25 protein-coding genes are annotated in these 26983 nt (G+C 55.5%); 9 read left to right on the top strand and 16 right to left on the bottom strand.

Features of this window, described 5'->3' with window-relative positions:
- Window positions 1–240 precede the first annotated feature (240 nt).
- The 3 genes from LG297_RS05955 to LG297_RS05945 all read left to right on the top strand — a co-directional run bounded on the left by LG297_RS05955 (window position 241) and on the right by LG297_RS05945 (window position 5256).
- Window positions 241–2187 carry a PrkA family serine protein kinase gene (locus LG297_RS05955; RefSeq protein WP_062952549.1) on the top strand — a complete coding sequence of 649 codons (1947 nt, stop codon included), beginning with the start codon at window positions 241–243 and terminating at the stop codon, window positions 2185–2187.
- A gap of 145 nt (window positions 2188–2332) precedes the next feature.
- The gene (locus LG297_RS05950; RefSeq protein WP_404426037.1) at window positions 2333–3682 is read left to right on the top strand and encodes a YeaH/YhbH family protein; all 1350 of its coding nucleotides are present in this window, start codon (window positions 2333–2335) and stop codon (window positions 3680–3682) included.
- A complete protein-coding gene (locus tag LG297_RS05945; protein ID WP_404426036.1) occupies window positions 3679–5256 on the top strand; it encodes a SpoVR family protein in 1578 nt (525 codons plus the stop codon). The genes LG297_RS05950 and LG297_RS05945 overlap by 4 nt, the downstream gene beginning before the upstream one ends.
- An 85-nt stretch (window positions 5257–5341) precedes the next feature.
- Here LG297_RS05945 and LG297_RS05940 read toward each other — a convergent pair whose 3' ends face one another.
- Window positions 5342–6178: a transporter substrate-binding domain-containing protein gene (locus LG297_RS05940; RefSeq protein ID WP_404426035.1), complete on the bottom strand. Its 837-nt coding sequence runs from the start codon at window positions 6176–6178 to the stop codon at window positions 5342–5344.
- Between the two features lie 56 nt (window positions 6179–6234).
- Between LG297_RS05940 and LG297_RS05935 the strand changes: the two genes are divergently transcribed.
- The 4 genes from LG297_RS05935 (at window position 6235) to LG297_RS05920 (ending at window position 10194) form a co-directional block, all read left to right on the top strand.
- Window positions 6235–7218 (top strand): amino acid ABC transporter permease, encoded by a 984-nt coding sequence (locus LG297_RS05935; protein ID WP_404426034.1) that lies wholly within the window; start codon window positions 6235–6237, stop codon window positions 7216–7218.
- A gap of 265 nt (window positions 7219–7483) precedes the next feature.
- Entirely contained in the window at window positions 7484–8557 is a 1074-nt protein-coding gene (locus LG297_RS05930; RefSeq protein WP_404426033.1) for a zinc ABC transporter substrate-binding protein, read from the top strand.
- Window positions 8535–9212 (top strand): DUF1007 family protein, encoded by a 678-nt coding sequence (locus tag LG297_RS05925; protein WP_404426032.1) that lies wholly within the window; start codon window positions 8535–8537, stop codon window positions 9210–9212. Before LG297_RS05930 ends, LG297_RS05925 begins: the two co-directional genes overlap by 23 nt.
- Window positions 9175–10194, top strand: coding sequence for a nickel/cobalt transporter (locus tag LG297_RS05920; RefSeq protein WP_404426031.1), 1020 nt, complete (start codon window positions 9175–9177; stop codon window positions 10192–10194). The genes LG297_RS05925 and LG297_RS05920 overlap by 38 nt, the downstream gene beginning before the upstream one ends.
- A 55-nt stretch (window positions 10195–10249) precedes the next feature.
- Here the strand turns inward: LG297_RS05920 and LG297_RS05915 are convergent, their stop codons facing one another.
- The 4 genes from LG297_RS05915 to LG297_RS05900 all read right to left on the bottom strand — a co-directional run bounded on the left by LG297_RS05915 (window position 10250) and on the right by LG297_RS05900 (window position 13094).
- Window positions 10250–10684, bottom strand: coding sequence for a hypothetical protein (locus LG297_RS05915; protein ID WP_404426030.1), 435 nt, complete (start codon window positions 10682–10684; stop codon window positions 10250–10252).
- Window positions 10685–10816: 132 nt separating this feature from the next.
- Entirely contained in the window at window positions 10817–11533 is a 717-nt protein-coding gene (locus LG297_RS05910) for an anti-sigma factor domain-containing protein (RefSeq protein ID WP_404426029.1), read from the bottom strand.
- Window positions 11530–12084, bottom strand: coding sequence for a sigma-70 family RNA polymerase sigma factor (locus tag LG297_RS05905; RefSeq protein ID WP_404426028.1), 555 nt, complete (start codon window positions 12082–12084; stop codon window positions 11530–11532). The genes LG297_RS05910 and LG297_RS05905 overlap by 4 nt, the downstream gene beginning before the upstream one ends.
- A gap of 140 nt (window positions 12085–12224) precedes the next feature.
- Window positions 12225–13094: a LysR family transcriptional regulator gene (locus LG297_RS05900; protein ID WP_404426027.1), complete on the bottom strand. Its 870-nt coding sequence runs from the start codon at window positions 13092–13094 to the stop codon at window positions 12225–12227.
- A gap of 125 nt (window positions 13095–13219) precedes the next feature.
- Between LG297_RS05900 and LG297_RS05895 the strand changes: the two genes are divergently transcribed.
- Window positions 13220–13441, top strand: a complete 222-nt coding sequence (locus LG297_RS05895; RefSeq protein ID WP_404426026.1) for a DUF1127 domain-containing protein — start codon at window positions 13220–13222, stop codon at window positions 13439–13441.
- A gap of 128 nt (window positions 13442–13569) precedes the next feature.
- On the opposite strand, the gene LG297_RS05890 is transcribed toward LG297_RS05895, so the two are convergent.
- Window positions 13570–14439, bottom strand: a complete 870-nt coding sequence (locus LG297_RS05890) for a LysR family transcriptional regulator (protein WP_404426025.1) — start codon at window positions 14437–14439, stop codon at window positions 13570–13572.
- A gap of 149 nt (window positions 14440–14588) precedes the next feature.
- Here LG297_RS05890 and LG297_RS05885 point away from each other — a divergent pair, with 149 nt between their 5' ends.
- Window positions 14589–14822, top strand: coding sequence for a hypothetical protein (locus tag LG297_RS05885; RefSeq protein WP_404426024.1), 234 nt, complete (start codon window positions 14589–14591; stop codon window positions 14820–14822).
- Between the two features lie 76 nt (window positions 14823–14898).
- Here LG297_RS05885 and LG297_RS05880 read toward each other — a convergent pair whose 3' ends face one another.
- From LG297_RS05880 to LG297_RS05835, 10 genes are all read right to left on the bottom strand, one after another.
- Entirely contained in the window at window positions 14899–15540 is a 642-nt protein-coding gene (locus tag LG297_RS05880; protein WP_404426023.1) for a bifunctional 4-hydroxy-2-oxoglutarate aldolase/2-dehydro-3-deoxy-phosphogluconate aldolase, read from the bottom strand.
- A gap of 21 nt (window positions 15541–15561) precedes the next feature.
- Window positions 15562–16500, bottom strand: coding sequence for a glucokinase (glk, locus tag LG297_RS05875; RefSeq protein WP_404426022.1), 939 nt, complete (start codon window positions 16498–16500; stop codon window positions 15562–15564).
- Complete coding sequence (edd, locus tag LG297_RS05870) at window positions 16500–18338, bottom strand: phosphogluconate dehydratase (RefSeq protein WP_404426021.1); 1839 nt, start codon at window positions 18336–18338, stop codon at window positions 16500–16502. The genes glk and edd overlap by 1 nt, the downstream gene beginning before the upstream one ends.
- A 5-nt stretch (window positions 18339–18343) precedes the next feature.
- Complete coding sequence (pgl, locus tag LG297_RS05865) at window positions 18344–19138, bottom strand: 6-phosphogluconolactonase (RefSeq protein WP_404426020.1); 795 nt, start codon at window positions 19136–19138, stop codon at window positions 18344–18346.
- A gap of 4 nt (window positions 19139–19142) precedes the next feature.
- A complete protein-coding gene (zwf, locus tag LG297_RS05860) occupies window positions 19143–20648 on the bottom strand; it encodes a glucose-6-phosphate dehydrogenase (RefSeq protein WP_404426019.1) in 1506 nt (501 codons plus the stop codon).
- Between the two features lie 144 nt (window positions 20649–20792).
- Window positions 20793–21923: an ABC transporter ATP-binding protein gene (locus LG297_RS05855; protein ID WP_404426018.1), complete on the bottom strand. Its 1131-nt coding sequence runs from the start codon at window positions 21921–21923 to the stop codon at window positions 20793–20795.
- A 26-nt stretch (window positions 21924–21949) separates the two neighbouring features.
- Window positions 21950–23578 (bottom strand): alpha-glucosidase, encoded by a 1629-nt coding sequence (locus LG297_RS05850; protein WP_404426017.1) that lies wholly within the window; start codon window positions 23576–23578, stop codon window positions 21950–21952.
- A 38-nt stretch (window positions 23579–23616) separates the two neighbouring features.
- A complete protein-coding gene (locus LG297_RS05845) occupies window positions 23617–24456 on the bottom strand; it encodes a carbohydrate ABC transporter permease (protein WP_007090838.1) in 840 nt (279 codons plus the stop codon).
- 1 nt (window position 24457) lies between these two features.
- Entirely contained in the window at window positions 24458–25381 is a 924-nt protein-coding gene (locus LG297_RS05840; RefSeq protein WP_404426016.1) for a carbohydrate ABC transporter permease, read from the bottom strand.
- A 133-nt stretch (window positions 25382–25514) separates the two neighbouring features.
- Window positions 25515–26789, bottom strand: coding sequence for an ABC transporter substrate-binding protein (locus tag LG297_RS05835; protein WP_404426015.1), 1275 nt, complete (start codon window positions 26787–26789; stop codon window positions 25515–25517).
- Between the last annotated feature and the right edge of the window lie 194 nt (window positions 26790–26983).

The raw sequence follows: 26983 nt of genomic DNA, 5'->3' as shown, positions 1-26983 counted from the left end.
CCTTAAATAAAGTTCATTAGTTTATTTACTCACCGCCCGACTAAACGAGATGTTTATTTCGGGCGCAGACAGAATGAACGGCGGCTATTTTCAATGCCACCGCAGTGCAGCAAACCCGCTGCATTCTTGCAACAGGATCGGGCCCGCCGCCCCCATCAGGCCGGTTAAGCCCCAAGATCAAAAGAACACAGGAAACGACATCTGACAGAAGTGCGATAACGTTGGAAAGGAGACCGCGCCATGGCTGAAGACAAGGACATCTTCGAGCTGTATGCGGAAGGCTATGACGGAAAACGCGAAACCGAACTAACCATCCGGGACTATCTTAATCTATGTCGCGATGATCCATCGGCCTACGCATCCGCAGCCGAGCGGATGATCAAGGCAATCGGCGAACCCGAAATGATCGACACCTCGACCGATTCCCGTCTCGGCCGAATTTTCCTGAACCGCACCATCAAGCGATATCCCGCCTTCGAGGATTTCTTCGGCATGGAAGAAACCATCGAACGCATCGTCGGCTTCTTCAAATATGCCGCCCAGGGTCTGGAAGAACGCAAACAGGTTCTTTATCTGCTGGGTCCGGTTGGCGGCGGCAAAAGCTCGCTTGCCGAACGGCTGAAGGAACTGATGGAAGTCGAGCCGATCTATGTGCTGAAAGCAGGCGATCAGATCAGCCCGGTTTTCGAAAGTCCGCTTGGCCTGTTTAACCCGGCCAAGATGGGTGATGCGATCGAAGACAAATACGGCATTCCCAAACGCCGCCTGACCGGGCTTATGTCACCATGGGCGGTAAAACGGCTTGATGAATTTAACGGCGATCTTTCGAAATTCTCGGTCGTTAAACTGATCCCGTCGCGCCTGCGTCAGATTGCGATTGCCAAAACCGAACCGGGCGATGAAAACAATCAGGACATTTCGTCGCTGGTCGGCAAGGTCGATATCCGCAAACTTGAATATTACAGCCAGAACGACCCGGATGCGTACAGCTATTCCGGCGGGCTTAACCGCGCCAATCAGGGACTTCTTGAATTTGTCGAGATGTTCAAGGCCCCGATCAAGATGCTGCATCCGTTGCTGACGGCAACTCAGGAAAGCAACTATATCGGCACCGAAAACCTTGGTGCGATCCCGTTCCAGGGCCTTATTCTGGCGCATTCGAACGAGGCGGAGTGGCAGACCTTCAAGGCCAACAAAAACAACGAAGCCTTTATCGACCGTATCAGCGTGATCAAGGTCCCCTATTGCCTGCGGGTGACAGAGGAAACCCAGATTTACGACAAGCTGTTGCAGGGGTCCGAACTGGAACAGGGGGCATGTGCGCCCGGTACGCTTAAGATGCTGGCGCAGTTTTCGGTCCTATCGCGTTTGCAGGAACACGAGAATTCAAACCTGTATTCCAAGATGCGTGTCTATGACGGCGAGACATTGAAGGATGTCGACCCCAAAGCAAAATCGATGCAGGAATATCGTGATACCGCGAGTGTCGACGAAGGCATGGACGGCATTTCGACACGGTTTGCCTTCAAGGTGCTTTCGGAAACCTTCAACCACGACACCCACGAGGTTGCGGCCGACCCGGTCCATCTTATGTATGTGCTGGAACAGGCAATCCGGCGCGAACAATATCCGGAGGAACGCGAGAAGGATTATATGGATTTCATCAAATCCGAACTGGCCCCGCGCTATGCGGAGTTCATCGGGGCGGAAATCCAGAAGGCCTATCTCGAAAGTTATTCCGATTACGGCCAGAACCTGTTTGACCGTTATGTCGCCTATGCCGATGCATGGATCGAGGATCAGGACTTCAAGGACCCCGATACCGGTCAGTTGCTGGATCGCAAGATCATCGATCAGGAACTGTCCAAGATCGAAAAACCGGCGGGTATCGCCAATCCGAAGGATTTCCGCAACGAGGTCGTCAAGTTCGCCCTGCGTGCACGTGCCAATAACAAGGGCAAGAACCCGGCATGGACGTCTTATGAAAAACTGCGCGAAGTCATCGAAAAACGCATGTTCAGCCAGGTCGAAGACCTGCTGCCGGTGATTTCCTTCGGGTCGAAAAAAGACAGCGACACCGAGAAGAAGCATAACGAGTTCGTCAAACGCATGATTGATCGTAACTATACCGAACGTCAGACCCGTCGTCTGGTCGAGTGGTATATGCGTGTGAACAAGGCCGGTTAAGCCCAAGCTGCGGCTTTGCCGACCCGCACCGGGCGGTTTGTCCCCTTGTCCGCCCGGTGCACCGAGTTCCCGGCCGACGGTTTTCCAACGAGCGTCGGCCGGGGTTCTCGAAACGATACGTGCGCAAGCAAGGATATGATGGCCCATGCTTTATATCGTCGACCGCCGCAAGAACCCGAAAGGCAAAAGCCTTGGCAACCGGCAGCGCTTTATGCGGCGTGCAAAGGCACAGATCAAAAAGGCGGTAGAAGACACCATCCGCACCCGCGGCATTACCGATATCAATAGCGGCGATTCCATCACCATTCCGGGAAAGACCCTGCATGAACCGGGTTTCCATCACGCACGCCGCGGCGGGGATCGCAATTATGTCCTGCCCGGCAATAAAAAGTTTGTGCCTGGCGACCGGATTGCCCGCCCGCAAAGCGGCGATGGTGGTGTCGGCGGGTCACAGGCCAGCCCTGACGGCGAGGGCGAGGACGAATTTCAGTTCAGTCTGACGCGTGACGAGTTTCTGGATATCTTTTTCGAAGATCTGGAACTGCCCGACCTTTTGAAAAAAAGTCTGAAACAGACCACCGCCTATCGTACGGCGCGGGCCGGTTTTTCGGTCGAGGGTACGCCATCGAACCTCAGCCTTGTGCGCACCATGCGCAATTCGCTGGCGCGCCGGATCGGTTTGCGACGCCCGAAAACGGCACAGGTTCGTGACCTTGAAGAAAGGATCGCCGCCCTTCAGGCCAAGGCGGAAAAACGCCCATCCGGCAAACTGACCAAGACGGATGAAGACACGCTTCACATTCTTTTGGCCGAACTTGAGGAAGCCAAGCGCCGCATGAAGGCGATCCCCTTCATCGACCCCATCGACACACGGTTCAACCAGTTCCAGCAAATCCCCGATCCGAACACGCAGGCCGTCATGTTCTGTCTGATGGATGTGTCCGGGTCGATGTCCGAACAGATGAAGGAACTGGCCAAACGATTCTTCATGCTGCTGCACCTGTTTTTGCATCGCCGGTACGAACATGTCGATGTGGTGTTCATCCGCCATACATCGCGCGCCGCCGAAGTGGATGAAGAAACGTTTTTCTATTCGCGTGAAACCGGCGGCACCATTGTTTCCACAGCGTTAGAGGAAATGAAACGTGTGCTGAAGGATCGTTACCCGACCGATCAGTGGAACATCTATGCCGCCCAGGCATCGGACGGGGACAATTATTCCAATGACGGTGCGAAATGCACGGCGTTGCTGGCCGAGGACCTTTTGCCGAAATGCCAGTATTACGCCTATATCGAAATCACCGACGAGCGCGAGGCCGAAATTTTCTCCTCTGCCGAAGGCGAAACCGCCCTGTGGAAGGCCTATGCCCCGATTGCCCGCACCAATGCGCGATTTGCCCTTAAACGGGTGACAAAAGCCGCCGACATCTTCCCGGTCTTCCGGGAACTGTTTGCCAAGAACCGTGCCGAAAAACTGAGCGGGGTCAAAGGATGACCAAAAAGACCGAGCCAGCCACCGCCCCCGAATTTCTGTTTTCAGGTGCCGACTGGGATTTCAACACGCTTAAAGCCACCTATGACGCGATCGAGGATATCGCGATCAACGAGCTAAAACTGAATGTCTATCCCAATCAGGTCGAGGTGATTACATCCGAGCAGATGCTGGATGCCTATTCATCCATCGGCATGCCGTTGATGTATCATCACTGGTCGTTCGGCAAACGGTTCGTGCGCGACGATGTGATGTATCGCAAGGGATATCAGGGTCTTGCCTATGAGATCGTGATCAATTCCAACCCCTGCATTTCCTATGTGATGGAAGAAAACACCATCGTCATGCAGGCATTGGTGATAGCCCATGCGGCATTTGGCCATAACCATTTTTTCAAAAACAATTACCTGTTCAAGCAATGGACCGATGCGGAAGGCATTCTGGACTACCTGCAATTTGCCAAACGCTATATCGCCAAGTGCGAGGACCGGTATGGCTTTGATGCGGTCGAGCGGGTTCTGGATGCGGCACATGCCCTGATGGAACAGGGAGTGAACCGGTATTCACACCCGGAAAAACCCAATCTGGCCGAGGAACTTGAACGCGAACGCGAACGTGCGAAATACGAGGACGAAACCTATAACGATCTGTGGCGTACCCTGCCCCAGGCCGAAAAGGACGACGAAGACCTTGATGAAATGCGCCGGAAAATGCGGATGGAAGAACGCCGGGCGCAATTCGGCCTGCCGGAAGAAAACCTGCTTTATTTCCTGGAGAAAAATGCCCCGTCCATGCAGTTGTGGGAACGCGAGATTTTGCGGATCGTGCGCAATATCGGGCAGTATTTCTATCCGCAGAAACAGACCAAGATGATGAATGAAGGCTGCGCGTGTTATGTGCATTACGCGATCATGAACAGCCTGTATGACAAGGGCCTGATATCCGAAGGTGCGATGATGGAATTCATCGATTACCATTCGCGCGTGGTGTTTCAGGCCGAATATGATGATCCGCGCTATTCCGGGTTCAACCCCTATGCCCTTGGCTTTGCCATGATGCAGGACATTCACCGCATCTGTGTCGACCCGACCGAGGAAGACCGTAAATGGTTCCCCGATATTGCAGGCAATAATGAACCGGTCGAAACGCTGAAAGAAGCATGGGCACATTACCGCGATGAAAGTTTCATCCTGCAATTCCTGTCGCCCAAGCTGATGCGCGATATGCGGATGTTCCTGATCGACGATCTGAGTTCCAGCCCGCATCTGGAAGTCGCCGCCATCCATGACGACAATGGATATCGCAAGGTGCGCCGCGCCTTGGCAAGGATGCATGACATTTCGGTCCGTGAACCGGACATGCAGGTGGTGGATGTCGATATTCGTGGCAACCGGCAGCTTTACATCCAGCATACCGAACATGACGGTATCCGGCTTGATAAGTCCGAAGCAGAAATGACGCTGGGCTATATCGGGCAATTGTGGGGATATGGCGTGACATTACAGGCAGTCGACCATGAAACCGGCGAAATCCTGCATGAAATGGACTACACCCCCGAAGACCTTGCCAACACCTGATCGGGCTTTATCCAGATACCGATAAACACAAAGCCGCCCGAACGTTTGGTTGCGGGCGGCTTTGTTTATGCAGCAGTCGGGTCAATTATTTCACCGCAGTCAGATCAACTCCGAACCATTTTTCCGAAAGGGCGCTTAGCGTTCCGTCAGCCCGCATGGCATCGACGATTTCGGTGATCTTGGCGTTGAATTCCGCATCCCCCTTGTCGGTTGCGATGGCAAGCGGCTCATAAACCAGCGGCTCGCCCACCATGCGGAACGGCATGCCGTTTTCAATTGCGGCTGTTGCTGTCGGCACGTTGGACAGAACCGCGTCGATACGCACACCATCGCCCAGACGCAGATCATCAAAAGCCATGCCATCCGACTCATAGGTCTGGATACGGCCCGGTGTGACTTCGTAGTCAAAGGGCGGTACACCCTCGACATCCATCACAAGGTTCTTGCGCAGGTAATCTTCATACGAACAGGCGGCACAGGCCCCGACCACCTTGCCATCCAGATCGGATGCGGATTGATAGGTTGTGTTGTCCTTGTGCACGACCAGAATTGCCGGGGTATAGTAATAGATCGCCGGGAAATCGAGGACTTCGGCGCGCGCTGTTGTCGGGGTCATCGAACCGACCGCGATATCCCACCGCCCGGCCCAGCGTCCGGCAACCTGTGCCTCCCAGGCGGGCGTCACCGGTTTGAATTCCGCGCCAAGCCGTTTGGCGATTTCACGCGCGACTTCGACGTCAAAACCGGTCAGCTCATTGTTTTCATCGGTAAAGGCAACGGGCGGATAGCCATCGGCGGTCGCACCGACCAGCGTTTTGGTTTCCATCACGCGATCAAGGGTTTCGCCCGCCATCCCGTTGGCAAGCGGCATGATCGCAAATGTGATCCCTGCCAGAAGCATCCCGGTTTTGTGAAAGCCCATTTCCTAAAACTCTCTTTTTGTGTAGTTCTGACGCAGTTTTATACAATTTCATGAAAATGTCAGCGCCGATGATCCCGCCCCTGCCCGAAAACGCATCCCGCCCCCGAACGAATACCAGCCCCGGCTGGCCGCTTGGGCTGTTTTCGGGGATTTGCGGCGTGATCCTGCTGGCGGCCCAACCGGGCATCTGGATTGGCGTGGATAACATGATTGGCGATGTCATCGTTGCCGTCGTACTGGGTACCGTGATTTGGCTGCATTTTAGGATGCTGCATAATCTGTCGTTCCGGGTACAGACCATCATCGTCTGGATGGAATTTCTTTTGGGCTTTGCCCTGTTCTTTTACAGCTTTGACCTCAGCTTTGATTTCATCGGCTCGCGCCTGCCCTTCCTGCTGGGCCTCAAACTTGAAGGGGAATTTCTTCAGGGTGCGGTGCTGACACTTTTCATCTCGCTGGTGTCGATCTTTTGCGCGACTTTGCTGGCCCTGGCGGCAGCACTTGGGCGTTTATCGGCGAACGGCGTGTTTTATGGCATTTCGACCTTTTACACATCGTTCTTTCGTGGAACACCACTGTTACTTCAAGTCATGCTGATTTATCTGGGCCTGCCGCAGGTTGGCATTGTCCTGTCTGCTGTCCCGGCCGGGATCATCGCCCTGTCGCTATGTTACGGGGCCTATATGGCCGAGATTTTCCGGGCGGGTATCGAAGGCGTTCCCGAAGGCCAGACCGAGGCCGCGCTGTCGCTTGGGCTTAAACCCAGTCAGGTCATGCGTCTGGTGATCCTGCCACAAGCCTTGCGGCTGGTGATCCCGCCAACCGGTAACCAGTTCATTTCGATGCTGAAAGATTCGTCCCTGGTCTCCGTGATGGGCGTATGGGAGCTGATGTATCTGGCGCGGACCCATGGCCGGTCCGAGTTCAAATATATGGAAATGCTGATTTCAGCAGCACTGATTTACTGGGCGCTTTCGGGGATTTTCGAATTCATCCAAAGCCGGATCGAGAAAAAGCTCGGCAAGGGTGTGCGGGTCTGATCGCGCCGACCCGATTATATCATTTCCTTTCCCCAACGGTAATTTCACGCCGAAATCCGCCAGAAATCCGCATTCAACTACGGATGCGGATTTTTCGTTACGGATGCGAAACTCTCTTATCAGGATCAAATAAAAACCCCTATTAGGCTCAAATTACCAAACCCGGATCATGCGTGGATTTATCGCTTGACGAAACGTTATGATATAACATAACAAATAACACCTCACCAATTGCTCCTTCCCTGTTTCGAACCGGATTGATGCCATGCCCATTTCTGCCCTTCGTCGCGCCCTGCTTGCCCTGCCGTTGCTTGCCCTGCCCTATGGGGTGCAGGCAGCCGAAAATCCGTCGGTCGTTGTATCGATCAAACCGATCCACGGCATTGCCAGTGCAATTATGGAAGGGGTTGGTAAACCGGTTCTTCTGATTGATGGCGCGTCATCACCCCATGCCTATTCGCTGCGCCCCAGCGAAGCCCGATCGCTTCAGGAAGCCGATCTGGTGATTTATGTGGCCCATGCTCTTGAAGGGTTCCTTGAAAAGCCGCTGGCGACACTTTCGGGCGATGCGCATCAGCTTGAACTGGCCGATATTGACGGCCTGACCGTCAGGGCAATGCGCGAAGGTGGTGCATGGGAAACGCACAGCCATGATCACGAAGGTCATGATCACGAAGACCATGACGAGGAACATCATGACGAGCATGGTCACGATGAGCACGCCCATGCCGAAGAGCACGATCACGATCACGATCACGATCATGATCACGAACATGATCATGCCCACGAGGGTGAAGAAGATCACCACCATGATGAAGGTGGTATTGATGCCCATCTTTGGCTTGATCCGGCCAATGGTGCGTCTATCGCAAAGGCGATTGCCACCGAACTCGGTGAAATCGACCCAGATCACGCAGGCACCTATCAGGACAATCTGAAAAAGTTCCTTGCAAGCCTTGATGCACTTGGGAATGATCTGAACACCCAGCTCGCGCCGGTTCGCGAAAAGCCGTTCGTCGTTTTCCATGATGCCTATCAGTATCTCGAAGCGGGATTTGGCCTAAACGCGGTCGGCTCGATCACTGTTTCACCGGAACAGAAGCCCGGAGCAAAGCGCCTGCATGAGATCGAAGACAAAATCCGCGACAGCAACGCTGTCTGCGTCTTTGCCGAACCGCAATTCCGCCCGGCCATCGTCGAGGCCGTGGTTGCCGATACGGGCGCGCATATCGGAACGCTTGACCCGCTGGGCGCAGACCTTCCGGCGGGGCCGGATGCCTATCAGAACATCCTGCGCCAGAATGTGGGCGCGCTGGTTGACTGCCTGTCGCAATCCTAAAAACCTTGCCGCCGGTATGCTCGCATCCGTCCTGTGGATCGGATCGAACATGCCGGCATCGGCCCATCCGCATGTCTGGATCGATGCCGACGCGCAGATGATTTTTGAAGACGACAAAATCACCGCAATCCGGCTGCATTGGGTGTTTGACGATCTGTTCAGCATGACACTGATCGACCAGTTCGACAAAAATCGCGATTTGCGATTCTTTGACGAAGAAAACACCGACATTCACGATAATGCGTTTGCGCTTCTTTCCGAAGTTTCCTGGCTGACACATCTGCGCCGGAACGAGGAACTTGTGAGCTTTACCGGGGCAACGGACTTCAAGGCCGATATCACCGATGACCGCCGGGTAAGTTACGATTTCACCCTGACGCTCAAAGAGCCGCTTGATCCGATGAAAGACGCCGTTGCCCTGTCGGTGTATGACGCGGAATTCTATATTGATGTTGCCTTCACCCAGGTCGATCCGATCCTGTTCAAGGGCACCCGCCATCTCAAATGCCACTATGAAATGAGCGAAGATGAAAAGAACCGCATCTATTTCGATCTGGTTTCGCCGATCCGCGCCGACCTTGCCTGTGAAAAACAGGTTGCGGATGCCGGTTCTGATCATGGCCTTTCTGCTGGCGATTTCGTCTCTGCCGAGTAATCCGGCGTTTGCACAGGCCAGCAACCTTCTGGGCCGTGGCACAAGCAGCGAACAAGCCCCGAATACCCCTGATCAGGCGGCACAAAATGATGGCGAAAGCCTGATCAGTCTGCCGGGCTGGCTATCGGATATTGTCGGGCAGGTGATGGTGATCCAGACGCAGCTTAACCGGCAAATGACCGCAACGCTGCGCGACGCCAAAACCGGTGATGCGTGGTGGCCGGGATTGACCATCATTGCCCTGTCATTTGCCTATGGCGTGTTTCACGCTGCGGGGCCGGGTCACGGCAAGATGATTACCACGACCTATTTCCTGTCGCGTGATGCCGGATGGAAACAGGGCGTTGCCATGGGCAGCCTGATTGCAGCCGTTCAGGCGGTGACGGCCATCGTGCTTGTCGGGTCGCTGACCCTGATCCTTAATCTTGGTCCGGCGACGATCACGCAGAACGGACTGGTACTTGAGGCGATATCCTATGCCCTGATTGCCGGGCTGGGCGGAGTGATGTGTTTAAGGATTTTGCAGGGGCGTGATGATTGCTGCGATCACGGCGGGCATGATCACAGCCACGATCATCATCACCATGATCACTCAGATGACCATCATCACGGGCATCAACATGATCACAATCATACCGCTATCCCGATCACATCCCGCTGGCAAATGATCGCAAGCGGTGTCGTGGTCGGCCTGCGACCCTGTACCGGATCGATACTGGTGTTGCTGTTTACACTGGCGAACGGGCTGTTTCTGATCGGGGTTGCATCGGCCTTTGCGATGGCGGTCGGGGTGGCGCTGACCATCAGCCTGATCGGGTTGGCCGCCATCGGCATTCGCACCGGCACGCAGCATCTTTTCAGCGTGTCGGAAACGACATCCGGCTGGCTTCGTCGCGGGGTTGGCCTGACAGGGGCCGCCCTGATTACCCTGTTTGGCCTGTTGCTGCTGCTTTCGGCAGCCCGGCAGCTTGGCTGGCTGTAAAAGGTAACGGCCCGCAAGGTTGCCTGCGGGCCGTTTGATTTAAAGGGTGACCCAATTATTCTGCGGTCACGACCTTCATCACCAGTTTACCATCCGGCTTGATCGGGCCGTCTTCCTTGGCACCCAGCGTATATTCAAAGTAGCCGGTTTTCATGCCACCCTGTTCGGAATGCACCATCAGCATCAGCATCTCACCGGATTTGACCGGTTCCTGCAGAATGGCGGTAACATCCATGTTCTCGCCCTTTTTAAGCGGCGCATAACCAACAACCGGGCCCGGCTTCATCGCGGAATCGGTGCGATGCACCACCAGCCAGCCATTTTCACCGGCCATGATTTTAGATGCGCTGACGGTTCCGCCCGAAACATCCTGATCCATCGCCTCGACCATCGGCCCCATGGCGTTGGCCGCCGTCGGAATGGCGGCGGTCAGGGCACCGGCCATCAGCGCCCCGCCGAGAATACCGAACATCTTTTTGGTCACCAGCATTTGAAGTCTCCTTGTCTGTTAATCCGGGACGGGCTGTTTGTCTGCCGTCCGCTCGTGTCGCGCTTTGTTGCGCGCATCGAAGCTACGCGGGCCAGACCGGCCGGGTTTCAGATCGGGAAACTTTTTTTGAAATCAGTGTTCGACCGGGATCAGACGGCCATGAATGGCAGGACCCGTCGGACGCCCTGTTGGCGATCCGCCTTCGGGCTCCAGACTGATGCCAAAGGTCGCATTGCGCAGCAGGGCCGGATCAAATTCCCCCAGCGACCGGGTTGTTGGCGCGGATGCGCTTTCAAGCAGCCCCAGCGATTTTGGTGCCGGCCCCAGCTGATCGGATGCGATCCATAGCTGATAGGTTTTGCCTTCGGGCAATGTTGCCGAAACCGGACGGATGATCACCGCACGGGTATCAAGATCGATGCTCATGACAAAGGCGGGTTGGGTATCGTCACGGTGAAACACGGCGACAAATTGCCGATCCTGAACCGGGCTGGTAAAATCCGATACCAGAACCGCCACCATCAGACTTGCCGCCAGTGCACCGGTGGCAAATGTCCCGATCCGCCACCGGGCGAGTTTGCGTTTAAGCAGATCGATCTCGACAATATTGTCCGCCTGCGCGCGTGCGCCTTCAATACGGGCTCGAATGGCAGAGAACAGGTCGCGCGACGGCATTTCATCGCGGTAATGCCCGTTTAATGGCGACAGGCGTTTTTCCCAATCAGCAATCGCGGCATTCAGTTCCGCCTCATTTGTCCGGCGCACATCGACAGCACGGCGCATATCGGGATCAAGCGTTCCCAACACATATTCCGCCGCCAGCATGTCGATATCTTCCCGGTCGGTCATGATCCGAGGCATTCCTTCAATTGTTTCAGGCTGCGATGCAGCCATGTCTTGATCGTGCCGACCGGCTGGGCAAACCGTTCTGCCAGTTCGGCACGCGAAAATCCGTCAAGATAGGCCAGCCTGACCATTGTACGGCGATCATCATCCAGCCCGCCAAGGCAGAATTCAAGCTGGCGCAGATCATCATTGCGTTCGGCATCATCGGCAACCGACAGATCGTCATGATCGGCCAGTTGATCGATATCGAAATCATCCACCACCGCGTCATGGCGTTTGTCACGGCGCAGCGCATCAATCGCCCTATTCCGCGCAATCGTTGCCATCCAGGTGATGATCGACGCACGGCCCGGTTCGAAATCCCCGGCACGTTCCCAGACCCGCACATAGATTTCCTGCAGGATATCCTCGCTTTGGGCCCTGTTTTTCAAGATACGCAGGACAATGCCGAAAAGTTTCGCCGATGTCGCATGATAAAGATGCCCGAAGGCGTCCATATCGCCGTCGGCCGCACGTGCCAGAAACTGTTCCAGATCCCGGGTTGATATCCCCATGCCATCCGCCAATTGACGTCCGCCGCAACCCTGCGACGAACCAATGTACCATTTTCCGGGAAGTTTGATCCCGAGCCATCAATTGATACGTGCAGATTGGCAAGCTTGATCAGTTATCCGGTCAGAAAAACCTGTATCCATCAGCATTTATACTGGTCGGGGATGGCGTCGGTTGCCTTGATCAGGGCATCCATCACCATCCGCACCGCGGGTGAGCGGCGAATATCGGGATGCACGACCAGCCAGACCGGCTTGCTGAGTTCATTGGTCACGTCATCGGTGACAAGTTCCAGCCTGTCATCCTCGTCCGCCAGATAACGCGGCAGAAGGCCAAGCCCGTATCCCGCAGCAACAAAGGCCAGCACGGTCTGGGTATCGTCGGATTTGACCCGCATCGGCAATTTACGTTTAAGCTGTTCCCATACCCAGCCCTGCTGATAATCGCCAAAGCTATTGCGCCCGTCGGCACAAAATTCCCAATCCTTTTCCGGCACATTGGCGGTGTAACCGCGCACCGCATAAACCGCATATCGGATATCGGTCAGCTTGCGTGCGATCAGCCCGCTTTGATCCGGGGTTGCCATGCGCACCGCCACGTCGGCCTCGCGCCTTGCCAGATTGGCAATGACGCTGGAGCCAAGGATTTCATATTCCAGATGACGCTGATCTTTCAGAAGTTCGGCAAGGCGCGGTGCAAACAATATTCGACCTGCCACTGGCGGCACGGCAATGCGTACCACACCGTGCGCGGTTTCATCCCCACGCGCCTGACGTTCAAACGCAAGCACATCTTCCTCGATCTTTGCGGCAACCGGCACAAGATTTTCACCGGCATCGGTCAGCGACCATCCCGTCCCAAGCCGGTCAAACAGCCGCGCCCCGACATCCTGTTCAAGGGCCTCGATCCGCCTTGCAACCGTGGTGTGATCCTTGCCGAGCTTTCGGGCGGCACCGGAAAGCGTGCCTTCACCTGCCAGTACGACAAAATATCGCAGATCGTTCCAGTTCATGGTGGCCCATCCCGGGTTGCGCAAATTTGCACAATCATAGCGCATTTTATCGGAATTACATGAGATTTATGCGCATGTCATGATCAGGCCATATCAAACGAGCCCCAAAACAAGGAGATTTCGACATGACCGTCTCCCATCATATCGAATGCGATGCCAGTGTCCGGCTGAACCGCCCCTCGCGCCCCACCGTGTCGCAAATTGTGACAACTGCGATTGATGCCCTGCTGGCCGCTTATAAACGCCATCAAAGCCGCGCGGCACTTCATCGGCTATCAAATCATCAACTGTGCGATATCGGGCTGGAACGCAGCGAAAGCGGGTATGTGCCCCGCGACAATTATTAAAAGAATCAAGGCGGTGCCTGATCGGGGTTCCTGACCCTTTCATTCTGGCAATCGACACGCCTTGATATGCCTCCCTCAGGCAAAAGAGATCCCGCGCAGATACACAGCACGGGGTCTCTTTTTGTTTTTCACACCTGAAATTCTGCCGAAATGCTGTCGGCGGCCTTGATCAGGGCATCCATGACAAGACGGACACCGGGAGAGCGGCGCATATCGGGATGCACAACCAGCCATGCGGTTTCGCGGCTTTCGCCCGCCGTATCGGCCCGGATCAGTTCAAGCCGTTCGTCCCCGTCCGCCAAATAGCGTGGCAAAACCCCGACCCCGTGCCCGGCGGCGATGAATTGCCGCACCGATTCCGTATCATCCGCCCGAAACCGGCAGGGCAATTCCCGCCCCATGATATTGCGCACCCATTCCTTTTTGGCTGCTCCATAGGACGTGTCCTCGTACCCGCAGAATTCCCAATCCTGTTCGGGAACGCGGTCACGATATCCTCGGGCGGCATAAAGACCGACGCCCAGCTCGACCAGCTTGCGCGTGATCAGGCCCGGCTCACGCGGGGTGACCATGCGCACCGCCAGATCGGCCTCTCGCCGGGCCAGATTGACGACATTGGACGCACCGATAATTTCAAATTCCAGCCCCTTATGCGCGGTCAGCAATTGCGCCAGACGGGGCGCAAACAAAACCCGCCCGGCAACCGGAGGCACAGATATGCGCACCACACCGTGGGCGGCTTCATCGCCCTTGGCCTGCCGTTCAAAACCAAGGGCCTCGGCCTCCACACGCTCGGCCACCGGCACAAGGTTCTGCCCCGCAGCCGTCAATTGCCAGCCGCGCGGTAGACGGTCAAACAGCTTGGTTCCCACCGCCTCTTCAAGCGCCTCGATACGCCGCGCAACAGTCGTGTGTTCCTTGCGCAACCGTCGGGCCGCCCCGGAAAGACTGCCTTCTTCGGCAAGGATCAGAAAATAACGCAGGTCGTTCCAGTTCATGGCTTAACCAGTCCCTATGATCGGGGCCATCAGTTCCGTTTATTTTTGCACATTAAATCTGCAAAACAACCAAATTCCCGTTTTATTTTGCATATGAGAGGATCAGGTCATCAACAGAACACGACCTTTTGGAAAATCAGGAGGATATCATGGCCTATCATACTCCGACCAAAGCACAGGACTTCGACATCCGCACCGACCCCATCGCCAACCGCGTCCCGTTTGGCCGTCTGATCAACAAGATCGCCAATTATTCGGCCGAAGCCCGCAAACGCAAAAACGAACGCGAAGTGATGGCACATCTGAATGACGATCAGCTTCGCGATGTCGGGCTGCAACGCACATTTGATGGCAACCAGTGGCGCGTCACGCGCATTGTCTGATTAACATCCCCCGCACCACCAATGAAAAAGGAGCCCGTTATGGGCTCCTTTTTTTGCTGTCGTCTATCAGGATCGATCAGCCGCGCAATTTGGCAACCTTGTCGGTCGCTTCCTGTGCCAGGCGGGTGATGGTGGCCCAGTCACCAGCCTTGACCGCATCCTTGGGGGCCACCCATGAACCACCCACGGTAATGATGTTTGGCAGGGCCAGATAATCGCCAAGATTTGCCAGCGACACACCACCCGTCGGGCAGAATTTCACTTGCGGCAGCGGCCCCGAAAGGGCTTTGAGCATCGAAACACCGCCCTGCTGTTCGGCGGGGAAGAATTTCAGCATGTCATAGCCATGATCGATCAGGTTCATGATTTCCGACGGCGTGCCCGCACCGGGCAACAACGGCACGCCGGTATCCTTTGCGGCCTTCAGAAGACCGTCGGTATGACCGGGCGAAACAGCAAAGGCACAGCCGATTTCAGCCATGCGTTCCATCTGTTTGGCATTGATCACGGTGCCCGCACCGGTAATCGCGTCTGGCACTTCGGCGATGATGCGTTTGATGCTTTCTTCGGCTGCGGCACTGCGCAGCGTGATTTCAAGCACCGGCAGACCACCGGCAACCAGCGCCCTTGCAAGCGGCACGGCATCATTGACGTCTTCGATCACCAGAACCGGCACGACCGGTGCCTTGGACAGAATTTCGCGTGACGAAAGGCTCATTGGGTATCCTCCAGTTTTCGGTCAGGCCGTCAAAATTCTAGCGCAACCGATCAGGGCCGGGTATTTCGCCGTCATCAGGCGCACCGGCACATCATTCATCAAATCATGGAAACGGCCCTTGGCGATCATACGATCCTTAAGGCCGCTTTGTTTCATAAAACCGGCAATACGCGGACCAATACCGCCACCGATAAATACGCCATCAAATGCGCCAAGCGTCAGAACCAGATCACCGGCCACCCCGCCCATGAACAGACAGAACCGATCCAGCACCTTAAGGCAAAGCGGATCGTTTTTCTGCATGGCATTTTCAACGATTTCAGCCGCACTTAGCGGTGTGACATCAATCCCGTCAATGGCAGAAAGCGCACGATAAAGGTTTTCAAGCCCCATGCCCGACAGGATACGTTCCGCCGACACACGGCCCAGTTCAGCCGTCAGGAATTTGACAATTTCATAATCAAGATCATCCACGGCGGGCAGAGACACATGGCCGCCTTCGCCCTGAATCGGAATCCAGTGACCGTCATGGCGCAGAAGCCCCGAAACACCAAGCCCGGTCCCCGCCCCGATCACCGCCAAGGGCAATCCCGGACGGCCCGGACCATCAAACAGTGTGATCAGGTCTTCGTCGCCAAGATAGGGCACGGACATCGCAAGACCGGTAAAGTCATTGACCACCACAAGACGATCAAGACCAAATTCGGCCTTCAGCGCATCCTTGGAAAACACCCACGGGTTGTTGGTGAATTTGATGATGTCTGCGGATGCCGGGCACGCCACGGCAACCGCAAATTCATTCAGACCCGCACAATCGGTTTTCACCATGAAATCCCGCATGGCATCGCCGATGGTCGCATAATCGCGGACCGGCAATGTCATCGGTGATTGCGGATCGCCATTTTCGTCAATCCAGGCAAAACGGGCGTTGGTACCGCCGATATCACCAACCAGCCGCATTATGCCACCTCGACCTCGGCTGCCCCCGGAAGAACCGCACTGGCCCCCATTTCGGCCAGTCCGACATGTTCACGGAACACACCGAATAATTCACGTCCGAAACCGGTCTGATGTTCGGCCTTGTTATCAAAGGTCGCGAAATCGCGGTTGGCCAGTTCGGCCTCGGTCACGTTCAGGATCAGTTCGCCGGTTTCGGCATCCAGACGCACGATATCGCCGTCTTTGACCTTGGCAATCGGACCGTTCATCATGGCTTCGGGGGTGACGTGGATTGCCGCCGGGACCTTGCCCGATGCGCCCGACATGCGGCCATCGGTGACAAGGGCGACCTTGTAACCAAGGTCCTGCAACACGCCAAGCGGCGGGGTCAGTTTGTGCAGTTCCGGCATGCCATTGGCCTTGGCCCCCTGGAAACGGACAACACAGACAACGTCACGATGCAGTTTGCCGTCCTTGAACGCCTGCATCATTTCTTCCTGCGAGGTAAAGACCGCAGCCGGGGCCTCGATCACGCGGTTTTCCGGCTTCACCGCCGATACCTTGATCACCGAACGGCCAAGATTCCCCGACAGCATCCGCAGACCGCCATCGGTGCTGAACGCCTTTTCGGTCGGGCGCAGGATTTCCTCGTCATGGCTGGTGGCCGGGGCATCACGCCACGACAATTTGCCATTATCCAGATACGGCTCGGTCCCGTAGGCCGCCATGCCGCCGGTATGGATGGTCTGAAGATCGGGATGCAGAAGACCGTTTTTCAAAAGATCGCTGATCACAAAGCCCATGCCGCCCGCGGCGTGGAAATGGTTCACATCGGCCTGCCCGTTCGGATAAACGCGGCACAGCAATGGCACAAGTTTCGACAATTCATCGAAATCCTCCCAACGAAGTTCGATGCCCGCCGCACGGGCCATTGCGGGAAGATGCAGGGTGTGGTTGGTCGACCCACCGGTCGCAAGCAAACCGATGATACCGTTCACAAATGCCTTTTCATCCAGGATTTTGCCAACCGGACGGTAATCATTGCCAAGCTTGGTGATCTGAAGCGCACGACGGGCGGCTTCTTCGGTCAGGGCATCACGCAGATCGGTGTTCGGATTGACGAACGCCGCGCCGGGCAAATGCAGACCCATGATTTCCATCAGCATCTGGTTGGAGTTCGCCGTACCATAGAAGGTACAGGTCCCCGGGCTGTGATAGGACGCGGTTTCGGCTTCGAGCAGTTCCTTGCGACCGACCTTGCCCTGGGCGTAAAGCTGCCGGATGCGGGCCTTTTCATTGTTGGGCAAACCGGACGGCATTGGACCGGCCGGGACAAACACCGCCGGAATATGGCCATAGGCAAGTGCGCCCATCACCAGACCCGGTACGATTTTATCACAGACACCAAGATAAAGGGCGGCATCAAACACATCATGCGACAGCGATACCGCCGTCGACATCGCGATCACGTCGCGCGAAAACAGGGACAGTTCCATCCCCGGGCGGCCCTGTGTCACGCCATCGCACATGGCGGGCACACCACCGGCAACCTGTGCGGTTGCGCCGGCTTCGAACACGGCCTTTTTGATGCGGTCGGGATAAACGCCCAATGGCTGATGAGCCGACAGCATATCGTTATAGGATGTCACGATGCCCAGATTGGCACCTTCGTCACCATTGATGCGTTCCTTGTCCGCCGCACTGCAACCCGCAGACGCATGGGCAAGGTTGCCGCATGACAGGGATGATCTGTGCGGGCGGTCGGACGCGGCGGCTTCGATGCGTTCCAGATAGGCCTCGCGGGTGGGCTTGGAACGTTCGATGATGCGTTTGGTAATCTGTTCTAATTCACGTTTCATGGGGTTCAGCCTTTCGGGTTCTCGGCGCTCCACCACAGATCGACGGGGATGTCAGTCTGCTGCAAGATTGCGCGAACCGGCATTTCTTCGATCTCGGTGCCGTTTTTCGCGGTTTCAAAGGTCGACCATTTGGATTGTCCGGTAATATGGATGCCAATATACCGGGCATTAAGGATAGCGGGCAAAGTCATGCTGATGCGCGGAACCGGGGATACGGTCGGGCGCGCGGCGGCAACCAGTTCGCCATGGGCGGGATAAAGTCCCTTTTGCAGGGCATCGGGCGCGGATGACGGGAACAAGGATGCCGTATGACCATCATCACCCATGCCCAGATACACGATATCAAGCGGCCAGTTCAGATCGGTGCGAAGGCGGCTTGAAACCGTAGAAATTGCGTCTTCGGGATTGGCATCGCCGGTTTTCAGCGACACAAAACGCGCATGCTGGGCTTCGTTGATCAGGAAATGATCGCGAACCAGCTTTTCGTTTGACTGATCGTCATCCAGCCCCACCCAGCGATCATCGCCAAGGGTGACGGTGACTTTCGACCAATCCAGTTTGACGGTCGAGAGTTTTTCAAAAAGCGGTTTGGGAAAACGGCCACCGGCCACCGCCATGCTGGCATGGCCGCGGGTGGCAATGGCGAATTCAAGGCGTTCCACGGTTTCCTTGACCATGGCCGCAAGCATGTCATCGCCGCTTTGAAAAATGCGTTCGTTTGTCATGTCTTCGTCCAGAAAATTGGGAACCGGTTCATCGTCACGCAAGGCCGCCCCACCAAAAGGTGTTGCGACCCGCATGTCATCAGAACCCGGCTTCTTCGTTCCAGGTACGACCGTCACGCTCGATCAGCGCAATGGCCGACGAAGGCCCCCACGTGCCCGAGGTATACCCCTTGGGCGTGATGTGATTGCTTTGCCATGCTTCCTGAATGGCATCGACCCACTGCCAGGCGATATCCTGTTCATCGCGACGGACGAACAGCGTGTTATTGCCATCAATCGCATCGAGCAAAAGGCGTTCATAGGCATCCGGGCTGCGTCCGCCGAACGCCTCGGCAAAGGACAGATTAAGCGCGGTCGGACGCAGACGAACCAGCCCCGGCCCCGGGTTCTTGGTATTCAGAACCAGATGGATGCCGTCATCAGGCTGCAAACGCAGAACAAGGCGGTTGGCCTGATAATTGGTCATTGATTTTGCCAGCGGGAAAATCTGGTGCGGCACATCGCGGAACTGGATGACAATTTCCGAATGACGTTTCGGCAAGCGTTTACCGGTCCGCAGATAGAACGGCACCCCGGCCCAGCGCCAGTTGTTCAGTTCGGCCCGGATGGCAACAAAGGTTTCGGTGGTGCTATCGATATTGGCACCTTCTTCTTCAAGATAGCCCGGGACTTCCTTGCCACCGACGGCACCGTTGCGGTACTGGCCGCGCACGGTGGCACTGTCGATATTGGAATCATTGATCGGTTTCAGCGCCTTGAGCACCTTGACCTTTTCATCGCGCACCGCGTCCTGATCGAGAACATGCGGGGCTTCCATCGCGACAAGGCAGAGAAGCTGCAACATATGGTTCTGGACCATATCGCGCATCGCGCCGGCATCGTCATAATAGGACCAGCGCCCTTCGACACCGACTTCCTCGCCGACCGTGATCTGCACATGGTCGATATGCGCGCTGTTCCACAGCGGTTCGAACATGGCATTGGCAAAGCGCAGGATCAAAAGGTTCTGCACCGTTTCCTTGCCAAGATAATGGTCGATACGGAAAATCTGGTGTTCTTCGAAAACTTCACCGATCTGGCCGTTGATTTCACGGCAGCTTTCAAGATCGTGGCCCAGAGGCTTTTCAAGCACAACGCGCGAATTCGGCGTTACCAGACCGGCATTCTTAAGGTTAAAGGCCATATCGGCAAACAGCGACGGGCTGGTCGAGAAATAATAAACACGGTCCCGATCCGGCTGATCGGAAAGTTTTTCATGCAGGATTTTAAACCCGGTTTCATCCCCGGCGGAAACCTGAACATAGGCGATGCGCGCGGCAAACTTTTTCCAGACCTTGGCGTCAAATTCCCCTTTGGGAATGTACTTTTTTCCGGCTTCTTCCAGCTTGGCGCGGAAATCTTCATCGGAATGTTCGCTACGCGATGCACCGAAAATGCGTGTGGTATCATCGAAACGCCCGGTACGTTCCATTTCGTAAAGTGCGGGGAAAAGTTTGCGTAACGCCAAATCTCCGGTCCCACCGAAAATCACGATATCAGCGATACGATGCTTCAGCCGTTGGCGCTGCGTCGTCGTTTGTGTCATCTTGCCCTAAGCCTTCCAAGCGAACTGCTCTCACTCGTTTCCTCCCCGTCGTAAAGGTGGGATCCCGAACCCGAAGGGCTCTGGCAAACGACCGGGCCACGGTATTTACCGTGTTGGCAGGCGACGGGTTTCCTCCGCCACCGCCTATCCTGTTGCCAGCTGGGCTCTGAGCGGTTCGTTATCCACATCAAGGCGCCGTCTGGCTTGTCCGTTCTGATCGAACAGATAGCAATCTTCCACCCGGGCATGAATGCCGATGGGTGATCCTGTTACAATTGCCGTATCACCTGTGACACGGGCAACAAACAGTTCATCGCCATCAGCCTGCACATAGACGAGACCCGCCTCGCCCAGATGTTCAACCACTTCAACCGTTCCTGACAGCAATGCCGTGTCCTGATCGGCAAGGCTGCAATGTTCCGGTCTGATGCCCACTGTTACACGATCTCCGGCGTCAAGACCACTGCCATCAACAGGTAGCGTCACCTCTTTACCGGAATTCAGTTTAACCGTAACAGTTTGTTGCGAAACCTCCGTCACAACCGCCGGAACAAAGTTCATTTTAGGCGAGCCGATGAAGCCCGCAACAAATTGATTTTGCGGGTGATGATAGAGTTCAAGCGGGGTCCCGACCTGCTCGACCGAACCGGCCCGCAAAACCACGATCTTGTCAGCCATTGTCATGGCTTCGACCTGATCATGCGTCACATAAATCATCGTGGACTTCAATTTTTCATGAAGTTTTGTCAATTCGATGCGCATTTGCACGCGCAAACCGGCATCAAGGTTCGACAGCGGTTCATCAAACAGGAATACTTTCGGCTTGCGCACAATCGCCCGGCCAATGGCGACGCGCTGACGCTGCCCGCCCGAAAGTTCCTTTGGCTTGCGGTCCAGCAATTCTTCAAGTTGCAGTACCCTGGCCGCTGCCATCACGCGGTCGCGTTGTTCGTCCTTGCTTCGTTTCGCAAGATCAAGGCCGAACGCCATGTTTTCATAGACCGTCATATGCGGATAAAGCGCGTAGGACTGAAAGACCATGGCAACACCACGATCCTTCGGCGCCTTGTCATTGACGACCTCGCCGCCGATGGAAAGTTCGCCGTCGCTGATATCTTCCAGCCCGGCAATCAGGCGCAGCAAGGTCGACTTGCCACATCCTGAAGGGCCGACAAACACACAAAACTCGCCATCGCGGATGTTCAGATCGACACCATGAATGGTCTCGATCGGACCGAAACGTTTTTTAACCTGCTTAAGAACCACTTCCGACATGCGGGTTCCTCCCTCGACTTGTCGATTTATATCGTTCCGAAATAAAAGCCCCAGCCCGGCAGCGAAAGCTGATTGCCGGTAACCGATCCGCTGTTAAGCGCGAAATTCGCATCCGAGCGCCCGGGCAAGGTCACGGTCCGGGCATCGGGTGTCGTGTTGAACACGCAGATGGTCCGCACCACACCCGCCATCCGGGCATAGGCGATGACGTTGTCGTTGATATCGAGCATCTCGATATCGCCATCGATGATTTCCGGATGGGTTTTGCGCCATGCCAGAAGATCACGATAGAAACTGCGCAACGAATTGGGATCATCCATCTGTTCGGCAACCGCAAGTCCGCTGTGATCCTGGGGGACCGGAAGCCACGGCGTATCGCTTGTGGTGAAACCGCCATGCGGGATATTGGCATTCATCCATGGCATTGGAGTCCGGCACCCATCGCGCCCCTTGAATTCCGGCCACATTTCAATCCCGTAGGGGTCTTGCAGCAATTCGAAGGGCACGACGGCTTCTTCAAGGCCAAGTTCCTCCCCCTGATAGATGCAGGGCGTGCCGCGTAATGTGGTGTAAAGGGCCGGGATCATGCGAAGGCGCGCATCATTATCCCCGCCCATATCCTTGCCCCAGCGGGTCGCAACCCGGACAAAATCATGGTTTGACACCGCCCAGCACGGCCAACCATCGCCAAGAACGTCAAACACATTGCGCAACATTCCGCGGATCAGCGACGTTTCAAGCGGGCTTTCCAGCAGATTGATCGTATAGGCCATGTGAAGCTTGTCGCCCCCGGCGGTATATTCCGCCATCGTCGCCAGCGAATTGTCCGACCCGATTTCACCGACCGTCGTGGCACCGGGATATTTATCGAGTACCGCACGCAGTTTTTGCAGGAACGCGATATTTTCCGGGCGTGTCTTGTCATAGACATGCATCTGACGGGTATAGGGGTTTTCCTTTGGCGCGCCTTCGGGCCGGTGGGTGCCGGGAACCCAAGGCGGGTTGTCCCGCAGTTCCGCGTCATGAACATAGAAATTCGCGGTATCAAGCCGGAAACCATCCACCCCGCGACGCAGCCAGAATTCCACATCGTCAAGCAACTGGGCCTGTACATCCGGGTTATGGAAATTCAGGTCCGGCTGACTGACCAGAAAATTGTGCATGTAATATTGCTGTCGGGTGGTATCGAACTTCCATGCCGAGCCACCAAAGATCGACAGCCAGTTATTGGGCGGCGTGCCATCGGGTTTGGGATCGGCCCATACATACCAGTCGGCCTTGGGGTTATCGCGTGATGACCGGCTTTCTTTGAACCAGGCATGCTGATCGGAACTGTGCGACAGGACCTGATCAATGGTGACGCGCAGGCCAAGCGAATGCGCCTTTTCAACCAGATGGTCGAAATCGGCCAATGTCCCGAACATCGGATCGACATCGCGGTAATCCGACACGTCATAGCCGAAATCCTTCATCGGCGAGGTAAAGAATGGCGACAGCCAGATGCCATCAACACCCAGATCGGCAATGTAATCCAGTTTCTGGGTAATCCCGGGCAGATCACCAATGCCATCGCCGTTGGAATCAAAGAAACTGCGCGGATAGATTTGATACAGGACGCCACCGCGCCACCAGTCAGGATTTCCGGCCAAAGCCATTTAAGTCACCTTAAAGTCATGTGGGACGAGAAGCCGCATCAGCCTTTGACAGCCCCGGCGGTCAGGCCGGACACGATGCGACGCTGGAAAATCAGAACCAGAACAATCAACGGAACCGTCACGATCACCGATGCCGCCATGATATTGCCCCACGGCATTTCAAACTGGCTGGCCCCGGAAATCAGGGCGATAGCAACCGGTACGGTGCGCTGTTCATTCGTCAGGGTGAAGGTCAGGGCAAACAGGAATTCGTTCCATGCCATGATGAAGGCCAGAAGCCCGGTGGTGACCATCGCCGGCCACATGACCGGCAGGAACACCCGCGTGATCACGGTCCACGGGCTTGCCCCGTCCATCACGGCGGCTTCTTCAAGTTCGCGGGGCAGTTCGCGCATGAAGGCGGTCAGTATCCAGACCGTGAATGGCAGGGTCAGCATCATGTATGAAATCGCCAGCCCGAACATCGAATTATAAAGCCCGACCGCCCGGATCAATTCGAACATTCCCGACAGCACGGCAACCTGCGGGAACATCGATACCGACAGGATCGTCACCAGCAACAATCCCCGCCCGGCGAATTTAACCCGCGCAAGCGCATAGGATGCCGTTACCCCCATCAAAAGCGACAGGGCCACAACCATCACACTGACAAAGATCGAATTGAAAATATTGCGACCGAATGGCTGTCCTTCAAACACTGACAGATAGTTCGAGAAGCTGAAACTTTCGGGCAGGTAATTGACGTCAAACAGCGCCGACCCGGTTTCGAACGCGGTCAGGATCGCATAGTAAAACGGGAAAACGGCAAAGATCACGATCACCGCCACCAGAAGATAGAACCCTGCCTTCATCATCAGGGATTTGACATTGCGGTTCATGTTAATGTCCCCCCTCGTCAAGCCGGACCCGACCGATCATCATGTAGGCCATGATCGAAAAGGCGATGACCAGAAACAGCAGTGTTGATGCCGCCGAGCCATATCCGACTTCCTGAAAATCGACCAGAAGCTGCCGGGCATAGACCGACATGGTCATGGTGTTCGGGTTATTCGGTGTCAGAACATAAATCACGTCAAAGACACGCAATGCATCAAGGGCCCGGAAAATCACGGCCACCATCAAGGCCGGTTTGATCAGAGGCAATGTCACCTTGAAAAACACCCGGACGGGATGAATGCCGTCCACACGTGCGGCCTCGTAACAGTCACTTGGCAGCATCTGAAGGGCGGCCAGCGTCAGAAGCGCCATAAACGGTGTTGTTTTCCAGACATCGACCATGATCACCGCGGCCATGGCCGTATCAGGATTGGCTGTCCAGGCAATCGGTGCTGCAATCAGGCCTAGCGACATAAAAAGATCATTGAGGATGCCGAACTGGTCATGCAGCATCCAGTGCCACATCTTGGCCGACACGATCGTCGGGATCGCCCACGGGATCAACACCGCCGCCCGCACCAATCCGCGTCCCTTGAATTCCTGATTAAGGACAAGGGCCACAATGATACCCAGCACCGTTTCAAGCGAGACTGAAATCAGGGTAAAATAGATCGTGTTCCAGACCGCTTGCCACCATTCCGGATCGGCCAGAAGGCCGAATGTCTCGCCGTCATAAACGGCATAGAAGTTTTCAAAGCCGATAAAGCCATAATTGCCAAGATCGGACAGATTGGCATCCGTAAAGCCAAAGATGAAAGTTCGAAGCAGTGGCCAACCGGCCACGCAAGTAAGAATGACCAGCATCGGCATTAAAAAAAGCCATGCCGAACGCCGTCTTGTACGCGTCAGGGACGAAACTTGCGCCATGGGAACCGCTCTTGATTTTGAAGGGGGATGGTCGGCGATGACCGCCATCCGTCAAACCGGTCAAAGCAAACCGATACGGGAACAGCATTGGTGCACCACCGGGCACCCCATTGTCCGGTGGTGCTGTCCCTGCCTACCAGCCGGAACGCTTGACGCGTTTCAGGTTGCGATCAAGCCCGGAAATTGCCTGATCTACGGTTTGCGATCCCGACAGCGACGCATGCACCGCCTGCCAGAATTCGCTTGATACCTGATTGTATTTTGAACCGGTTACGGTTGACGGGCGCGGTGCCGCGCTGGTGAATGTCTCGTACAGATCGCCAAAGAACGGATTCGCGGAAAGGACTTCCTCATCCTTGTAAAGATCGGCAATCGTCGGGTTATAGGACCCATTGATCGCACGGCGTTTCTGTTCTTCGTATGACGTCAGAAATTTCACAAGATCGGCGGCAAGTTCGGGATTTTCCGAATATTTCGAAACCGACAACTGCCAGCCGCCAAGGGCAGCCGCCGAACGGCCGTCTTCATCCCCCTTGGGAAGGGCGGCAACACCGACTTTGCCCTTGACCGGGCTGTCTGCGGAATTGGCCAGTGCCCAGGCATAGGGCCAGTTGCGCATGAATACCGAATTTCCCGACTGGAACACACCGCGTGCTTCTTCCTCGGCATAGCCAAGGACACCTTCGGGGGAAATGGTACCGATCCAGCTTGAAGCAGTTTCAATCGCCTTTTTTGCCTGATCGTTATTGATCGAAATATCGCCGTCCGGCTCGACCACCGAACCGCCGTTAAACGAAACCACCCATTCCAGTGCGTTACAGGTCAGGCCTTCATAGGCACGGCCCTGAAACACATGGCCCCACATTTTGTCATTGCCGGCCTTGCGTTCACCTTCCTGGATTTTCTGCGCGGTTTTTGTCAGTTGTTCCCAGGTTTCGGGAACGCTTTCGCCGTACTTTTCCAGCAAATCCTTGCGGTAATAAAGGACGCCCGCATCCGTGAACCACGGCATGGCAACCAGACGGTTATCAAACGTGTTGTTGGTGACGATGGCCTCAAAATGCTTTTTGGCTTCGTCTGCCATATATTCACCAAGGTCGATGAAATGATTGCCAAGGATCCCCGGCCAAATCACATCAATCTGGAACACATCGATGTCAGAAGACCCGGCGGCAAGAATTTGCTGATACAGCGCCAGTCGTTCGGTGGTTGAATTCGGGGTAGAAATCACCGCGACTTCGTTACCGGTTTGCTTTGCCCATGCATCGACACCTTCCTGGCAAAGCGCAAGCTCCTGCCCGACGGCACCACAGGAAATGGAAATTTTTGCGGCATTGGCCGATCCGGCCATTGCGAAAGCTGCGCCAAGAACGCCCGCAGTTGCGAGCAGTTTTTTCATCAAGGTCATTTAGACCTCCCTAGGATGTTATCGGTTTTCCCATGCAGCTTTAAGCAGCTGCTATTGTTGCTTTTGCGTGGTTATCTTTCCGGGTCGAATGCTTGTTACGGAACCGCCCGATTGAAAAAGGATACGCCTGATCGTACCTTTTCAAAGTGTCATATCCTTCAAAGGATGATACTATTCTGCAAATTCGTAACAAT

The sequence above is a fragment of the Thalassospira australica genome, assembly GCF_044790785.1.
Lineage (GTDB): Bacteria > Pseudomonadota > Alphaproteobacteria > Rhodospirillales > Thalassospiraceae > Thalassospira > Thalassospira australica_A.
This window is presented reverse-complemented; position numbering and strand designations above follow the sequence as displayed.

Bases quoted from the DNA above. Each gene is read 5' to 3' on its own strand.
- LG297_RS05955 (WP_062952549.1), top strand. From the start codon at position 241: ATGGCTGAAGACAAGGACATCTTCGAGCTGTATGCGGAAGGCTATGAC.
- LG297_RS05950 (WP_404426037.1), top strand. From the start codon at position 2,333: ATGCTTTATATCGTCGACCGCCGCAAGAACCCGAAAGGCAAAAGCCTT.
- LG297_RS05945 (WP_404426036.1), top strand. From the start codon at position 3,679: ATGACCAAAAAGACCGAGCCAGCCACCGCCCCCGAATTTCTGTTTTCA.
- LG297_RS05940 (WP_404426035.1), bottom strand. From the start codon at position 6,178: ATGGGCTTTCACAAAACCGGGATGCTTCTGGCAGGGATCACATTTGCG.
- LG297_RS05935 (WP_404426034.1), top strand. From the start codon at position 6,235: ATGTCAGCGCCGATGATCCCGCCCCTGCCCGAAAACGCATCCCGCCCC.
- LG297_RS05930 (WP_404426033.1), top strand. From the start codon at position 7,484: ATGCCCATTTCTGCCCTTCGTCGCGCCCTGCTTGCCCTGCCGTTGCTT.
- LG297_RS05920 (WP_404426031.1), top strand. From the start codon at position 9,175: ATGGCCTTTCTGCTGGCGATTTCGTCTCTGCCGAGTAATCCGGCGTTT.
- LG297_RS05915 (WP_404426030.1), bottom strand. From the start codon at position 10,684: ATGCTGGTGACCAAAAAGATGTTCGGTATTCTCGGCGGGGCGCTGATG.
- LG297_RS05910 (WP_404426029.1), bottom strand. From the start codon at position 11,533: ATGACCGACCGGGAAGATATCGACATGCTGGCGGCGGAATATGTGTTG.
- LG297_RS05905 (WP_404426028.1), bottom strand. From the start codon at position 12,084: ATGGGGATATCAACCCGGGATCTGGAACAGTTTCTGGCACGTGCGGCC.
- LG297_RS05900 (WP_404426027.1), bottom strand. From the start codon at position 13,094: ATGAACTGGAACGATCTGCGATATTTTGTCGTACTGGCAGGTGAAGGC.
- LG297_RS05895 (WP_404426026.1), top strand. From the start codon at position 13,220: ATGACCGTCTCCCATCATATCGAATGCGATGCCAGTGTCCGGCTGAAC.
- LG297_RS05890 (WP_404426025.1), bottom strand. From the start codon at position 14,439: ATGAACTGGAACGACCTGCGTTATTTTCTGATCCTTGCCGAAGAAGGC.
- LG297_RS05885 (WP_404426024.1), top strand. From the start codon at position 14,589: ATGGCCTATCATACTCCGACCAAAGCACAGGACTTCGACATCCGCACC.
- LG297_RS05880 (WP_404426023.1), bottom strand. From the start codon at position 15,540: ATGAGCCTTTCGTCACGCGAAATTCTGTCCAAGGCACCGGTCGTGCCG.
- glk (WP_404426022.1), bottom strand. From the start codon at position 16,500: ATGCGGCTGGTTGGTGATATCGGCGGTACCAACGCCCGTTTTGCCTGG.
- edd (WP_404426021.1), bottom strand. From the start codon at position 18,338: ATGAAACGTGAATTAGAACAGATTACCAAACGCATCATCGAACGTTCC.
- pgl (WP_404426020.1), bottom strand. From the start codon at position 19,138: ATGCGGGTCGCAACACCTTTTGGTGGGGCGGCCTTGCGTGACGATGAA.
- zwf (WP_404426019.1), bottom strand. From the start codon at position 20,648: ATGACACAAACGACGACGCAGCGCCAACGGCTGAAGCATCGTATCGCT.
- LG297_RS05855 (WP_404426018.1), bottom strand. From the start codon at position 21,923: ATGTCGGAAGTGGTTCTTAAGCAGGTTAAAAAACGTTTCGGTCCGATC.
- LG297_RS05850 (WP_404426017.1), bottom strand. From the start codon at position 23,578: ATGGCTTTGGCCGGAAATCCTGACTGGTGGCGCGGTGGCGTCCTGTAT.
- LG297_RS05845 (WP_007090838.1), bottom strand. From the start codon at position 24,456: ATGAACCGCAATGTCAAATCCCTGATGATGAAGGCAGGGTTCTATCTT.
- LG297_RS05840 (WP_404426016.1), bottom strand. From the start codon at position 25,381: ATGGCGCAAGTTTCGTCCCTGACGCGTACAAGACGGCGTTCGGCATGG.
- LG297_RS05835 (WP_404426015.1), bottom strand. From the start codon at position 26,789: ATGACCTTGATGAAAAAACTGCTCGCAACTGCGGGCGTTCTTGGCGCA.